At 67.5% G+C, this 12,427-nt stretch carries 16 protein-coding genes; 5 read left to right on the top strand and 11 right to left on the bottom strand.

Features of this window, described 5'->3' with window-relative positions:
- Nucleotides 1–70: 70 nt before the first annotated feature.
- From L6Q96_13940 to L6Q96_13915, 6 genes are all read right to left on the bottom strand, one after another.
- The gene (locus L6Q96_13940) at nt 71–2,044 is read right to left on the bottom strand and encodes a pyrroloquinoline quinone-dependent dehydrogenase (GenBank protein ID MCK6555660.1); all 1,974 of its coding nucleotides are present in this window, start codon (nt 2,042–2,044) and stop codon (nt 71–73) included.
- Nucleotides 2,041–2,787 (bottom strand): TetR/AcrR family transcriptional regulator, encoded by a 747-nt coding sequence (locus L6Q96_13935; protein ID MCK6555659.1) that lies wholly within the window; start codon nt 2,785–2,787, stop codon nt 2,041–2,043. The genes L6Q96_13940 and L6Q96_13935 overlap by 4 nt, the downstream gene beginning before the upstream one ends.
- A 27-nt stretch (nt 2,788–2,814) precedes the next feature.
- Complete coding sequence (locus tag L6Q96_13930; GenBank protein ID MCK6555658.1) at nt 2,815–3,375, bottom strand: hypothetical protein; 561 nt, start codon at nt 3,373–3,375, stop codon at nt 2,815–2,817.
- A 46-nt stretch (nt 3,376–3,421) separates the two neighbouring features.
- Nucleotides 3,422–5,002, bottom strand: coding sequence for a glycerol-3-phosphate dehydrogenase/oxidase (locus tag L6Q96_13925; GenBank protein ID MCK6555657.1), 1,581 nt, complete (start codon nt 5,000–5,002; stop codon nt 3,422–3,424).
- 8 nt (nt 5,003–5,010) lie between these two features.
- On the bottom strand, nt 5,011–5,433 hold the full coding sequence (locus tag L6Q96_13920) for a hypothetical protein (GenBank protein MCK6555656.1): 423 nt from the start codon (nt 5,431–5,433) through the stop codon (nt 5,011–5,013).
- A 305-nt stretch (nt 5,434–5,738) separates the two neighbouring features.
- The gene (locus L6Q96_13915) at nt 5,739–6,173 is read right to left on the bottom strand and encodes a hypothetical protein (GenBank protein MCK6555655.1); all 435 of its coding nucleotides are present in this window, start codon (nt 6,171–6,173) and stop codon (nt 5,739–5,741) included.
- Between the two features lie 72 nt (nt 6,174–6,245).
- Between L6Q96_13915 and L6Q96_13910 the strand changes: the two genes are divergently transcribed.
- Together L6Q96_13910 and L6Q96_13905 are read left to right on the top strand one after the other, a co-directional pair.
- Nucleotides 6,246–6,665 carry a hypothetical protein gene (locus L6Q96_13910; GenBank protein MCK6555654.1) on the top strand — a complete coding sequence of 140 codons (420 nt, stop codon included), beginning with the start codon at nt 6,246–6,248 and terminating at the stop codon, nt 6,663–6,665.
- 11 nt (nt 6,666–6,676) lie between these two features.
- A complete protein-coding gene (locus L6Q96_13905) occupies nt 6,677–7,399 on the top strand; it encodes an HAD family hydrolase (GenBank protein MCK6555653.1) in 723 nt (240 codons plus the stop codon).
- On the opposite strand, the gene L6Q96_13900 is transcribed toward L6Q96_13905, so the two are convergent.
- Nucleotides 7,396–7,818 (bottom strand): protease inhibitor I42 family protein, encoded by a 423-nt coding sequence (locus L6Q96_13900; GenBank protein MCK6555652.1) that lies wholly within the window; start codon nt 7,816–7,818, stop codon nt 7,396–7,398. The two genes, L6Q96_13905 and L6Q96_13900, sit on opposite strands and share 4 nt — an antisense overlap.
- Before the next feature lie 187 nt (nt 7,819–8,005).
- Here L6Q96_13900 and L6Q96_13895 point away from each other — a divergent pair, with 187 nt between their 5' ends.
- A complete protein-coding gene (locus L6Q96_13895) occupies nt 8,006–8,983 on the top strand; it encodes a pyridoxal-phosphate dependent enzyme (protein MCK6555651.1) in 978 nt (325 codons plus the stop codon).
- A 381-nt stretch (nt 8,984–9,364) separates the two neighbouring features.
- The gene (locus L6Q96_13890; protein ID MCK6555650.1) at nt 9,365–9,694 is read left to right on the top strand and encodes a hypothetical protein; all 330 of its coding nucleotides are present in this window, start codon (nt 9,365–9,367) and stop codon (nt 9,692–9,694) included.
- Between the two features lie 114 nt (nt 9,695–9,808).
- On the opposite strand, the gene L6Q96_13885 is transcribed toward L6Q96_13890, so the two are convergent.
- The 4 genes from L6Q96_13885 to L6Q96_13870 all read right to left on the bottom strand — a co-directional run bounded on the left by L6Q96_13885 (nt 9,809) and on the right by L6Q96_13870 (nt 11,610).
- A complete protein-coding gene (locus L6Q96_13885) occupies nt 9,809–10,153 on the bottom strand; it encodes a hypothetical protein (protein MCK6555649.1) in 345 nt (114 codons plus the stop codon).
- The gene (locus tag L6Q96_13880; GenBank protein MCK6555648.1) at nt 10,150–10,449 is read right to left on the bottom strand and encodes a type II toxin-antitoxin system RelE/ParE family toxin; all 300 of its coding nucleotides are present in this window, start codon (nt 10,447–10,449) and stop codon (nt 10,150–10,152) included. The genes L6Q96_13885 and L6Q96_13880 overlap by 4 nt, the downstream gene beginning before the upstream one ends.
- 294 nt (nt 10,450–10,743) lie before the next feature.
- A complete protein-coding gene (locus tag L6Q96_13875) occupies nt 10,744–11,454 on the bottom strand; it encodes an MT-A70 family methyltransferase (GenBank protein ID MCK6555647.1) in 711 nt (236 codons plus the stop codon).
- Between the two features lie 45 nt (nt 11,455–11,499).
- On the bottom strand, nt 11,500–11,610 hold the full coding sequence (locus L6Q96_13870; GenBank protein MCK6555646.1) for a GIY-YIG nuclease family protein: 111 nt from the start codon (nt 11,608–11,610) through the stop codon (nt 11,500–11,502).
- Nucleotides 11,611–12,150: 540 nt separating this feature from the next.
- On the opposite strand from L6Q96_13870, the gene L6Q96_13865 reads away from it, so the two are divergent.
- The gene (locus L6Q96_13865; GenBank protein ID MCK6555645.1) at nt 12,151–12,345 is read left to right on the top strand and encodes a hypothetical protein; all 195 of its coding nucleotides are present in this window, start codon (nt 12,151–12,153) and stop codon (nt 12,343–12,345) included.
- Nucleotides 12,346–12,427: the final 82 nt, after the last annotated feature.

Raw genomic sequence — 12,427 nt, 5'->3', positions numbered from 1 at the left:
TGCCCGAGTTTCGGGTTTAGCGCTCCGTGGTTCGCGCCCCGGACTCCGTGCTCGGTGCCGCCGTTACGCCCTACGGCAACGCGAAGGCAACGATGCTGTCGCCGAGCGTCGTCCCGAGACGGCCGTGTCCGCCGGCGGCAATCACGACGTACTGCTTGCCGTCCGGCCGGAGCTGATAGGTCATCGGTGTCGCCTGTCCGCCGGCAGGGAGGCGGCCTTTCCACAGCTCCTTGCCGGTATCGATGTCGAAGGCACGCAAGTAGTTGTCCATGGCACCGCCGATGAACACCAGACCGGCGGCGGTAATCATCGGCCCGCCCATGCTCGGTGTCCCCAGCTCCCACGGAATCGGGACCGGCGCGATGTCGCGCACGGTGCCGAGGGGGACCTCCCAGCGCACCTCGCCGCTGCCGAGGTCGACGGCGGCCAGGGTGCCCCAGGGTGGCGGGTTGCAAGGCAGGCCGAGGGGCGACAACAGGGCATCGAAGTCGCGCCGCATCGCGTAGGGCGTACCCTCCTGCGGCGAGACCTCGCGTCCGGGGTTGGCAGCTTTCTCGGCCGGATAGTCCGCCCGCGGTATCAGGCGCACGACGGTCGGAAAGCGCGAGGTGTTGACAATGACGAAACCGCGCTGCGGCTCGAAGGCCACGCTGCCCCAATTGGTCCCACCGGCGTTGCCGGGATAGATGATCGTCGGTTCGAGCCCGGGCGGCGTGAAGATCTCGCGGCCGCGCATGGCCGCAATGCGTTTGCGGCAGGCGGCGCGGTCCAGCGGAGTGAGGCCCCAGGCATCTTCCGGCCGCAGCGCATGGGGCACCAGCGGGCGGGGTAGGACCGGGAAGGGCTGGGTCGGATATGCCTGCTCGCCCGGCACGTCGCTCGGCGGCACCGGCCGTTCCTCGACCGGAAACAGGGGCGCACCGGTCTCTCGGTCGAGCACGAAGAGGTGCCCGACCTTGGTCGCCTGGGCGACGGCGGGCACCTCCCGGCCGTCGCGGCGAACCGTCACCAGTGTCGGTTGCGCCGGTACGTCGTAGTCCCAGAGGTCGTGGTGGACGGTCTGAAAACCCCAGACCAGCTCGCCGGTCGACGCCCGCAGGGCCACGACCGAGTCCGCCCAGCGGTTCGCCCCGCGGCGCTCGCCGCCGTAGAAGTCGGGACTGGCACTGCCGACGGGAACGAAAACCAGGTTTCGGTCGGGGTCGGCCGAGAGGATCGACCAGGCGTTGGCCGCCCCGGTACGATCGGCGCTGTCGCCCTCCCAGGTCGCCCGCGCCGGGTCGTCGCGACGCCGCGGGATCGGATCCCAGCGCCAGCGCTCCCGTCCCGTTCGGACGTCAATGGCGCGCACGGTGCCGCGGGCCTCTTCGACCCGCTGGTTGTCGCCGATCGCCGAACCGACCACGAGCACATCGCCGACGACGGCCGGAGGAGAGGTCACACCGAAGATGCGCGCCTCCACCGGACCGACGCCCTGCGTCAGGTCGACCTGCCCACCGGCGCCGAAATCGGCGCACGGCGCTCCCGTCGCGGCGTCAAGGGCATAGAGCCGCCCGGTCACCGCGGCGTAAAAGATACGTCGCGCACAGAGCCCGGCAAACGCCGGATCCGATTCGCGCCACGTCGAGACGCCGCGGCAGGCAAGCTCGGCCCGCGCCGCCGCCGGATCGATGCGGGCATCGAAACGCCAGCGTTCGACGCCGGTTTCCGGATCGAGCGCGATCACCTTGCCGAAGACGGAACAGATGTACATGGTGCCGTCGACCAGGATCGGGGTGACCTGAAGCGCGTAGTTCTTCCAGGCCGGCAGCCGGGCCACGTCGAACTCGCCCGTGCGATATGTCCACGCGACCTCGAGACGGCCGACGTTATCCTTGTCGATCTGGGTCGGCGGCGCGTAGCGCGTTCCCCCCGGGTCACGCCCGTAAGCCGGCCACTCGGCCGGCGACCCGGCCGGCGCCGCCAGAGCGGTGCGCCCTGCCGCCAGCGCAACGGCGAGCAGAAGCAGGACACGAACCGGCGTCGGCAGCATTGCGCAAGTCATCGGGTCGGCCTCCTCTTGCGGGTTAGGCGTTCGCTCGTCGCGGCAGAGCGCGGTGGCGATTTCGCGAGCGCGCTTACGAGGGTGTGGACCACCGTCTCTTCGGCGAGGCGGTCGTCGAGACCGGCGGAGTGCGGATCGGCGTAGCGGTGCATCGCGAACCACGCGACGCTTTCGTTGACGAGTCGCGCCATGCCGGCAACGTCCGGCACGGCGCGAAACCGCCCCGCCTCGATCCGCGTGCGCAGGTACGCTTCGAGCGCCGCAAACAAACTCGCGCGGGCGTCGCCGTAGAGAATGCCGGCCAGCTCGGGCCAATCGAGCGCCGAGCGCTCGAGCAGTCGAATGCCGACCCGGTAGCGCGCCACCATGTCGTACAACTCGCGCACGATGCCGGCGAGTTCCGCCGTCGCGTCGCGCGGGACCGGCCCTCGCAATGCCGCCTCGAGTCGCGGCAGGCGCATCGCCGTCGCCAGCCGATCGCGCAGCAGACCCAGAGTCGCCGCCGCCGGCTGAGTGCGAATGGGCAACTCGGGAGCGACCAGCTCGTCCGTCCAGCCGCGCTCCACCAGAAAGTGGAACAGCGCCTCCTTGCTTTCGACGTACAGGTAGAGAGTCCCCGGCGCCACGCCCATCGCCGCCGCCACGTCGGCCATCTGCGTGCGCCGATAGCCGCGCACGGTAAACACCCGCGCCGCACTCTCGACGAGTTCGGCCAAACGGCTGTCCGGTCGGCGGCGCACCATGCCGCCTTTTAGAACTGAATGATTCGTTCAGTCAAGCAAATTTGTGCCGCCCTCGCTCGCGGGCCGCGGGGTTACGCCCATCGCGGCCAGGGCGTCGCCGTGGAAGCGCCGCGCGGTGGCGTTGCCCGGATCGAGTTCCAGAGCGCGACGCAGCAGCCGTTCCGCCGCGCGCGGGTCGCCGCCGAGCAGGCGCGGCAGGTTCAGTACGAACGCTCCCTTGGCGGTCAGCGCGTCGGCGTAGTCGGGGGCGAGTTCGAGCGTGCGGTCGATCTCGCGGTGCAACCGGAACACCGCCATCAGCGCCTCGGGACGCAAGCCGCGGACGTGGGTGAGCTTGGCGAGATTGCAGAATAACGCGAAGTGGGCCTTGGCGTCGCGGTCGTCGGCTGCGATCGCCTCCTCCGCCAGACGCACGCCGCGTTCCAACCGCTCGCGGTACTCCGCCGCCGGCCGCTCCGGGGTGTCCTCGCACAAATCGAGCGCCGCGTTCGCAGCCGGCGATCCGGCCGGCTCGAGTGCCGGCGGCGCAGGGGTCGCGGCACCCGCGAGCGTTACGAGCAGGACGGCACTGGCAAGCGCGTTCGGCATGTCGGGTCGGGGTGCGGAGGCGTGGCAACGTCGCGCGAGCGGGTGCTCAGGCACGCGGCTGTATCGGGAGGTAGCCTTCCGCCAGACGGGTGTAGGCGGCGACCTGTTCGCTTTCCCATTCGGCACCGCGGCCGAGTTGGGCGGCCATCAGGCGGGCAACCGTGGGCGCGGCCTCCATCGCGGCGCGCGCATCGAGCAGGAGCGCGCGGGTGCGCCGCGCCAGCACATCCTCGACGGTCCGTGCCATCTCGCGATGCACGGCCCACGCCACCTGTCCGGCAACATACGGCAGCCGCGGGTGCAGCGGCGCGCGGCGCGCCGGGTCGGCGTCCAGGAACGCGGCAAGGGCCGCGGCGTCCGTACCGTAACCGCTGAGATGCGCCGCGGGCGGGAAGGCCGCGTCCTCGCGCCGCATCCAACCGTGCAGGCGCAGCGTCTCGGTGATGCAGGGTCGCTCGGGCAGGCCGCCCACCGAGGCCGCGTCGTTGACCGTGTCCTCCGCCATCTTGCGGTATGTCGTCCACTTGCCGCCGACGATGGTCACCAGTCCGGAGTTCGATACCAGCACGGCGTGCTCTCGCGAGATCGACTTCGTCGGCGCGTTGGCGCCGTCGGCCTGGACCAGCGGACGCTGCCCCGCAAATACGCTCAACACATCGGCCGCGGTCGGGTCGCGAGCCAGATAGCGCGCGGCGTTGCGCAGGATGAACGCGATCTCCTCCGGCAGGGCGCGCGGCTCGATCTCGGGGCGCGGCACCGGCGTATCCGTCGTGCCCACCAGAACTCGATCGTGCCAGGGAATCACGAACAGCACCCGGCCGTCGTCGGTACGCGGTACCATGATCGCCGTGTCGCTGGGTTGAAAGCTGCGATCGAGAACGAGATGCACCCCCTGGCTGGGCGTCAGAATGGGGTCGAGAGTGGGATCGTCCATCAGACGCACGCCGTCGGCGAAGATGCCCGTGGCGTTGACCACCACGCGCGCCGGCACCCGGTAGTCGCGACCCGTCTCTTCGTCGACCGCGACGACGCCCGCCACCGCCCCCTCCGTCTTAAGGAGACCGGCCACCCGCACGTAGTTGAGCGCCGTGGCGCCATGGTCGGTCGCGGTCTGCGCCAGCGCCAGCGCGAGACGGGCGTCGTCGAACTGCGCGTCGTAGTACACGGCCCCGCCGATCAGATTCTCGCGCTCGACATTGGGGATGCGGCGCAACGTCTCGCGCCTGTCCAATAACCGCGACGGCGCCAGGTTCAGCTTGCCGGCGAGCCGATCGTAGAGCTTCAACCCGATGCCGTAGAAAGGCCCCTCCCACCAGCGATAGCGCGGCACCACGAAGGCCAGATCGAAAACCAGATGGGGAGCGTTGCGGCAGAGCAGACCGCGTTCGCGCAGCGCTTCGAGAACCAGCGCGACGTTGCCCTGTTTAAGGTAGCGCACGCCACCGTGCACGAGCTTGGTGCTGCGACTCGAGGTGGCCTTGGCGAAGTCGTACTGCTCGAGCAACAGCGTACGATAGCCCCGCGTCTGCGCATCCACCGCGATCCCGAGGCCGCTCGCGCCGCCGCCGACGACGACGACATCCCACGTGCGGCCGTCGAGGTTGCCGAGCATATCCTCGCGGCGCATGGCTTCGATCAGCGAACGAAGCTCTGCCGGCGGGTAAAGGTGGCGCGGCACACCGCCAGCAGACAGAGGGTCACGACCGCGTTGATCAAGAGCGCCCCGAGCGGAGCTTCCGCAAACTGGTTACCGTAACGTGCCGTCCACACCCACATCGACAGGGCAAGGTAAACGCAGTACCCGATCGTCACCCACACCATGATCGGCCGGCGCGTAAAGCAGCCCCAGCTCAACCACGCGAAAAAGAGAATGTGCACGACGGTGGCCGCCTGCGCCGCGGGCCCGAAGAACATCGTCCCGAACAGTAACTGCTCCGCGCTGGCCCGCGGCGTGATCAGCAGGTCGATGAGGTTCATCAGCAGGAGCGCCAGCGCCACCGCGCCGAGGACACGCGGATACCACGCCCCCTCCGCCCGATTGTCGGTCGTCGTCGTCATGTCAACCTCCCGCGCCCGTCACTTCAAGCGGCGCCGTCAGTTCTGGTAAACGATGCCGCGAAAAAAGGAAAGCGCGCGCGCCCGGCGGAAAGACCGGTGAGCCGAGAAAGTCGCCAGGTCGGAGAGTTCAGAGGCCGCGGAATCGACGAGTTCGGAGGTCGAACGATCGTCGCGTTACGGGCCCGAGCCCGCCGGCGCCGCGGCGCGAAATTGACTCCCCGACAAGCCTCCGATAGCTTCCCGCCGGTGTTGCCCATGGTCACGATCGCGCCGGCGGCGGCATCGCGCCAGGCCGGACGGCCCGGTCAGAAGGCAAACGGACCGAAGGGGTCGGTCAGCGGATCCATCTCGTTTTCCGGCGATAGATCGTCCGCCATCATGCCGGTGTACTCCTCGCTCCGGATCGTGTCCCCGGAAATGGCGTCGTCCGCAAACAGGTTCTTCAGGTCGCGCCGCGCCTGCGCGTCGCCGACATACATGCACTTGCACAGGTACGGGTCGGCGAACCAGTACTGCTCGACGCCGTCCTTCACGACCTTACGGAGTTCGAGCGGCGGCAACTGCGCCAGGTGCGCAACTTTCTCCGGAGTGTCTGCCGCCAGGGGACGAAAGCCCGCGGCGGCCAGCAGCGAGTCCATGCGTTCGGCGCGCTGCGCCGGCGTCAAGCGCGACGGGGCGCATCCGATCGCGAGGCCAACGAGGGCAATCGCCGTCAGAACGGCGGTCATTCGTGCGTGCATGGGCGGCCGTATCTATCGCACCGGGCGGGTTGTCAAGCCGGCCCGCGCGCCGGGCAGGGAGGAAAACCGACGATGAAAGTGCCCCGCGCCGCAGGCGCCCTGGCGGCCGGAGGACTGCTCCTCGGAGCGTGCTCGCTGCTCGGACCGAGCCCCCAGCAGCAGGCCCAGGCCATCGAGCCACTGCTGGCCGCCGCCGGCTTCGATATGGCGGTGGCCGACACCCCGGAGAAACTCGAGCATCTGCAACAGCTTCCGGCCATGCGCCTCGTTCCCCATCGCAGGAACGGCAAGCTGTACTACGGCTTCGCCGATCCGGAGGTCTGCAAGTGCCTCTACGTCGGCAACGCCGAGGACTATGCGCGCTATCAGAAGCTCAAGGGGCAACAAGAGCTGGCCGATACGGAACGGCGCGCCCATCTGCTCGATGCCGACGCCGAGACCGACTACGACCTGCCTTACGCGTACTGGGGTCCGTTCGGTCCTTTCGAGTGAGCGGGGCGGTCATGCCGATGGAGCCGGCTGGCGCGGTGCGCACCTCCCTCGTCTTTCTCCTCGACGTCGACAACACGCTGCTCGACAACGACCGGGTCATCGGCGACCTGCGCCGGCACCTCGAACGCACCGTCGGGGCGGAGTTCCAGGCCGAGTACTGGACCTATTTCGAAGAGCTGCGCGCGAGTCTCGGCTATACCGATTATCTGGGCGCGCTCCAGCGCTTTCGCCTCGCCCACCCACACGACCCGCACCTGCTCGCCGTGTCGTCGTTTCTGATCGACTACCCGTTCGCGGTGCGCCTGTTGCCGGAATCCCTCGACGTGGTGGAGTGGTGCAAGCGGCAGGCACCAACGGTGATCCTGACCGACGGAGACGTCGTATTCCAGCCCCACAAGATCGAGCGATCGGGCCTGTACGACGTCGTCGACGGCCACGTGCTGCTTTACGTGCACAAGGAAAACGAACTGGCGGACGTCGAGCGGCGCTATCCCGCCGACCACTACGTGCTGGTAGACGACAAGCTGCGCATCCTCACTGCCGTCAAGGCGGCGTGGGGCAAGCGAGTGACCACCGTCTTCCCGCGCCAGGGTTCGTATGCCCACGACGTCGCCGCCCTGCGCGATCTGCCCCCGGCCGATATCGCCATCGAACGCATCGGCGAGCTGATGCGCTTCGACCTGAACGCACTGGTACGCGCGAGCAAGGACAGGGCCAAGCCGGTCAGCGGTTAGCGGGACTCGACGGTCACGGTGACTTCGTCACGGCGGGCCGGCGCGACGCCCGTTTCCCAGGGACGGGCGTATTCGAGGATCAGCGTCGCCGTACCGGGACCGACCGCTTTGAAGGTCCATAGCTGCACACCCGGAGCCCCGAGGCGGGACTCGGGACCGGGCTGGTACTCGTCGCGCACCAGCTCAATTACCCGGGCATCGAGCGGCGCGGCAAGGCGCCACTTGTATCCGGTGCTGGGACTCGAATCGCGCGAGACGACAAACTCGCGTCCTGCCGGCACCGTAACCTTCGCCGTCCCGCCAGCCGCGATCTCCCCGGTCCCACCGGCCGCACAGCCGGCCGCCACCGCGGCGACCAGGAACCACCGCGGCCATCCCCTCTCCCTGCGCAACGGCAATCGCTTCCATCCACACGCCATCGAATCGCCTCCCATCGGGACTCTACACCACGAGAAGCCCGATCATAGCGCACTCGTTTCGACCGCGGGGGCCGGCGCGTCAACCCCGGGGGCCGCGCTCCTGGCGCCGGGCCGACCGCGCGACGAGCGCGGTCGGGAACGGCTGAGACAGTAGCGTCGCGGCCACGGCGGATGCTATCGACACCGGGTGTCGACGTATGCCGTCTCGATCGAGGACGTGCGCGCCGCGGCGCTGCGCATCGCCCCGTTTGCGCATCGCACGCCGGTCGCCACCTGCGCCACGCTCGATCGCCTCGCGGGCCGCCGTCTTTTCTTCAAGTGCGAGCACCTGCAGAAAACCGGGGCCTTCAAGTTCCGCGGCGCGTGCAACGCGCTGCAACAGCTTTCCGACGCCGACGCCGCACGCGGGGTGGTCACGCACAGCTCGGGAAATCACGCCCAGGCTCTGGCGCTTGCCGCTCGCTTGCGCGGCATCCCCGCACACATCGTCATGCCGAGCAACGCCGCCGCCGTGAAGCGGCGCGCGGTCGAGGAGTACGGCGGGAGGGTAGTCGTCTGCGAGCCGACGCTGTCCGCGCGCGAAGCCACCGCCGCCGCCGTGCTCGCCGAGACCGGGGGCACGTTCATCGCCCCCTACGACGATGCCCGGGTTATCGCCGGGCAGGGCACCACGGCCGTCGAACTGATCGAACAGGTCGACGACCTCGATGCCATCGTCGCCCCGATCGGCGGCGGGGGGCTGGTCTCGGGTATCTGCATCGCGGCCGGCGACCATCCGCGCATTCGGGTGTTTGCGGCGGAACCTGCGGGCGCCGACGACGCCGCACGTTCGATGGCCGTCGGACGCCGCCTACCACAAGTCGCGCCACACACTGTTGCCGACGGCCTGTTGACCGGCCTCGGCGAGTTGACCTGGCCGATCGTTCGCGACCGTGTCGAGGCGGTCGTCACGGTCTCGGAAGCGGCGATCCTGACCGCCCTGCGCCTGTGTTGGGAACGCGCCAAGCTGCTGATCGAACCCAGCGCCGCCGTCGCGTTTGCGGCGGTGTGCACACCGGCGTTCCGAGCGCTCCCCGGCCTGACCAGAGTGGGAGTGGTGCTCAGCGGGGGGAATGTAGCGGTGGGCCTGGGGGCGTCCTGGGGTCCTGGGGTCTTGGGGTCTTGAGGTCTGGGGGTCTTGGGGTCTTGGGGTCTTGGGGGGGGCACGGGCTTCGAGACGGCCTCGGCTGCGCCGAGCCCTCCTCGGCCCAAACGGTGTCGGGACCGTCTCCCCCATAAGATGACCAGGCGAAGACCAACTTCCCCCCCAAAGCCTCGATACCCCCAGGACCTCAAGACCCCAGGACCTCAAGACCCCAGGACCCCAGGCCCTCCCCAAACCACCGTCATGCCACGTAACGCTCCGTCATCGAACTACCGGTACGCACACCATATGATGGGGATTACCTGCCAGTTTGCAGGCGCGTTGCCGTTGGTTTTGCCTCGTCACCCGCAGGGCATTGCTCTTGCTGGGGCAAACCCCACGTCTTCCGACATGAGGTGACCAATGGCAGGCATGGTCCACGGAGTCGCGCACGTATCGTATCCCGGCGGGGGCGCCTTCCTCCCCGCCCGAAGTGCGGAGGATTGGCAGGACCTGATCTCGCACGTGATGGACCGTGTACGCACGGCCGGTCGAGTTCAGGTGCTGACGGCGGGGCATAGGTGGATACTGCGGCGCACGGTTGAGCAGGCAAGTATCCGGTGCACCAGTTGCGGGACGACGAGCGATTCCGGCTGTTTCGACGGCGGGCTCGCCTTCTGCGTATCCTGCGCACTGGCCGCACCGGACGACAACCGGCAGCATCTCGAAATAACCGGCTGGGACGAGACCTGAGGCGACGTCGCCGGGGGCGCGCTCGTTACCGCGCGCCCCCGGGTGGAGCGTCTTGTTCCGCAATTCCCGGGCAGCGAGTTCCCCTCGGGGTCGGTATCGGAATCGATCCGTTGCTCAGCCGCTGCGGCCAGAACGCGACGCCGCGGTCTTCCCGGAACGGCTCCGCGGCCGCGGGCGGGTGGAGCGCTTTGTTCGGCCGCGCTTTGACGGTAGCCCGAGGCGTTCTCGTACCTCGTCGGTCGAGATACCTCCTTCCGTCTCCAGGCGTTTCCGTGATCGTTCCAGGATGGCTTGGAACTTCGGATTGATGCTGAGCAGCATGCTCTCAGCGTCCTGCTCGTCGGCCGGTACGATGGTGGCGACGACATGCCCGTGATCGGTGAGGAGCAGCGGTTCATCCGCGCCGCGTCCCAAGTAGGGGGCTAAGGCTGAGACGTCGGACAACTCGATGGCTTTCATAAGTCGATCTTCTCCCTGCCGATCCACAACTCATTATGGTGCTTGATGCCGACCGCTGCAATCTTGACAAGGGATTCCGGCCCTTCCTCGATAGCGTAAAAGACCCGGATATCACCCAATCGAAGTTCCCACGGAGCGATCGGATTAGGGCGAAGAAGCTTGCGCCTCCGGGTCGGCAGCGCCGGTTCGTGCGTGAGGTGCTCTTCTACTTGGTCGACCACGAGTACCTGCGTGGCTTTCGGGAGCACCGCAAGGTGCTCAACTGCTTCTGGCGAGTAGATGATCGTGAAGGCCATGCACCGGGTCGCCGACGCGGTGCCTCGTAGCACGGTCTGGGTCACCTGCCGAACGCTCCCGTTCACCAGCCGGCACCGGACCGGAACGCGGCCAGCCTGGCCGCGTGGCGCCGGTCTGGTGGAGCGTCTTGTTCGGCATTTCCCTGGCGGCGAGTTCCCCTCGGGGTCGGTATCGGAATCGGTATCGGAATCGATCCGTTGCCCGGCGTACCCAGAGTCGCTCGTGGCCGAAGCTCGGGTCGTCCTCGATTCCGATCCCGATCCCGATTCCGACCCCGATTGGTTCACGCCGAACTACAGGTCGACCCCCGAAGGGAACTGCAACAAGCACTTGCGGGACACCTGACGAAACCTCAGTCGGGGGGTAACCGGTGCCGGGCCGACGCTTGGAACTGACGCGCCGGTACGGCGACGCGGAATGGGCAGGTGCCGATGGGGTGCTTGTTCGAGTTCGTCGCCCCACTGCTCCCAGCCGTCGCGGCAGTGACGAGCGAACAGTTCGAGGAAAGGACCGGGGGAGCAGTCTTCGATGATATCGTATAGTTGGTCCGGTTTGCACGAGTGCTCACGCTTACGGGAAGCAAACAGGTTCACTTGACGGCGCCCCGGCGCTTTCGTGCGGAGATTGCCGCGCACGCCGAAGAGCACCAGTTCGGTTACGTTCCGGAAGTAGAACCCGACGCCGCGACCGTCAGGGCCTCCATCGTAGCGCACCTTGTACCAAACCAGATTGCCCTTGTACGTGAACCCCCACGCACTCATCGTATCCAGCCCCCATTGAAGGAGTGCGTTGGGTGTCCAGAGGTACAGGTGGGAGCGAGGTGCGGCGAGTTCCGACACAGGTAGCGCCTTGATGTCCTGGATACTCATCGTCTCGTAGCGGCGCAGTCGGCGGTGTTCGGGGGCCATCTTCCCAGTGCGGTTTTCAAACCGCCACGGGGGGTCGGCGAGGATAGTGCCGAAGCTGCCCTGCAGGTTAGCGCGGAGATCGTCCGAAACGTTCATCTTACGTACTCGTCGGCAGAAGTATGGCAACGCATCCGCACCCGCTCACCCTGAGCCTGTCGAAGCGTGCTGTTCCATTCGTTGCTCGAGGTTATCGGTATGCCCAACCTGGAATGAACCATCGGCACATCGTAGGAGATAAACCCAGAACGACATCTTGCGCTTCTTCTACACCGACGCGGGAGCGATGGCCATGTCGACCGGTTAGCTCACCCTATCGACAGGCTCACCCTTCGACAGGCTTAGGGTGAGCGGGTCGCAACCTGTAGAAAGGGTGAGCTGGTAGCATAAGGGTGAGCGGGTCGCGTCATGTAGAATACGTTGGCGAATTTATGAACCAGAGTGTTTAGCAATCGTTGCGGGCCGGATGTGAGTGCGGCGTGGGGCCGGGGCGTGGCCAATGCGCGTATACCCGCCGCCATCCCGAGGGCACCGTGTTGCACCGGCTGGCGCACGAACACCTGGCGACCTTTTTCGCCGAGGCCCGCCGTCGCGGACCTGATCGTCGCTCATCCGCACGCCGTCAATCGCGACGCGGCGCGTTGGCTCTTCGCTCGGTCGGCAGTGCCCAACCTCGGCCGCGAGTCCCATCTGCGGGCGCAGGTGACCGGGCACTGGTGCGACCCCCAAATCGCGTACTGCGCTTGCCGTCCACGGCATTTGCCGTTAGGCAGGAGGTACCGGCGGAGGGGTCATATGAACGCCCAGTTCTTGATCGATTCGGAAGGGCACAAGACGGCGGTTGTTCTGCCCATTGACGAGTTTCGCGCCCTGGTTGAGCGACTCGAGGAACTGGAGGACCTGCAACTGATCGAGGAGCGGAAGTCGGAGCCCCGGATCGCCATTGCGTCACTCGAGGATCTGCTTGCCCGCGTGGACGCTGCAGATTAGCAGAAGCGTCGTGAAGGATCTGCGCGCCCTCCCCAGGGACCTCCGCGGAAATGCGGCCGTATCGATCCTGGAACTGACCACC

The sequence above is a fragment of the Candidatus Binatia bacterium genome, from assembly GCA_023150935.1.
In the GTDB taxonomy this organism is placed as follows: Bacteria; Desulfobacterota; Binatia; order HRBIN30; family HRBIN30; genus JAKLJW01.
This window is presented reverse-complemented; position numbering and strand designations above follow the sequence as displayed.

Bases quoted from the DNA above. Each gene is read 5' to 3' on its own strand.
- L6Q96_13940 (MCK6555660.1), bottom strand. From the start codon at position 2,044: ATGACTTGCGCAATGCTGCCGACGCCGGTTCGTGTCCTGCTTCTGCTC.
- L6Q96_13935 (MCK6555659.1), bottom strand. From the start codon at position 2,787: ATGGTGCGCCGCCGACCGGACAGCCGTTTGGCCGAACTCGTCGAGAGT.
- L6Q96_13930 (MCK6555658.1), bottom strand. From the start codon at position 3,375: ATGCCGAACGCGCTTGCCAGTGCCGTCCTGCTCGTAACGCTCGCGGGT.
- L6Q96_13925 (MCK6555657.1), bottom strand. From the start codon at position 5,002: ATGCGCCGCGAGGATATGCTCGGCAACCTCGACGGCCGCACGTGGGAT.
- L6Q96_13920 (MCK6555656.1), bottom strand. From the start codon at position 5,433: ATGACGACGACGACCGACAATCGGGCGGAGGGGGCGTGGTATCCGCGT.
- L6Q96_13915 (MCK6555655.1), bottom strand. From the start codon at position 6,173: ATGCACGCACGAATGACCGCCGTTCTGACGGCGATTGCCCTCGTTGGC.
- L6Q96_13910 (MCK6555654.1), top strand. From the start codon at position 6,246: ATGAAAGTGCCCCGCGCCGCAGGCGCCCTGGCGGCCGGAGGACTGCTC.
- L6Q96_13905 (MCK6555653.1), top strand. From the start codon at position 6,677: ATGCCGATGGAGCCGGCTGGCGCGGTGCGCACCTCCCTCGTCTTTCTC.
- L6Q96_13900 (MCK6555652.1), bottom strand. From the start codon at position 7,818: ATGGCGTGTGGATGGAAGCGATTGCCGTTGCGCAGGGAGAGGGGATGG.
- L6Q96_13890 (MCK6555650.1), top strand. From the start codon at position 9,365: ATGGCAGGCATGGTCCACGGAGTCGCGCACGTATCGTATCCCGGCGGG.
- L6Q96_13885 (MCK6555649.1), bottom strand. From the start codon at position 10,153: ATGAAAGCCATCGAGTTGTCCGACGTCTCAGCCTTAGCCCCCTACTTG.
- L6Q96_13880 (MCK6555648.1), bottom strand. From the start codon at position 10,449: ATGGCCTTCACGATCATCTACTCGCCAGAAGCAGTTGAGCACCTTGCG.
- L6Q96_13875 (MCK6555647.1), bottom strand. From the start codon at position 11,454: ATGAACGTTTCGGACGATCTCCGCGCTAACCTGCAGGGCAGCTTCGGC.
- L6Q96_13870 (MCK6555646.1), bottom strand. From the start codon at position 11,610: ATGTCGTTCTGGGTTTATCTCCTACGATGTGCCGATGGTTCATTCCAG.
- L6Q96_13865 (MCK6555645.1), top strand. From the start codon at position 12,151: ATGAACGCCCAGTTCTTGATCGATTCGGAAGGGCACAAGACGGCGGTT.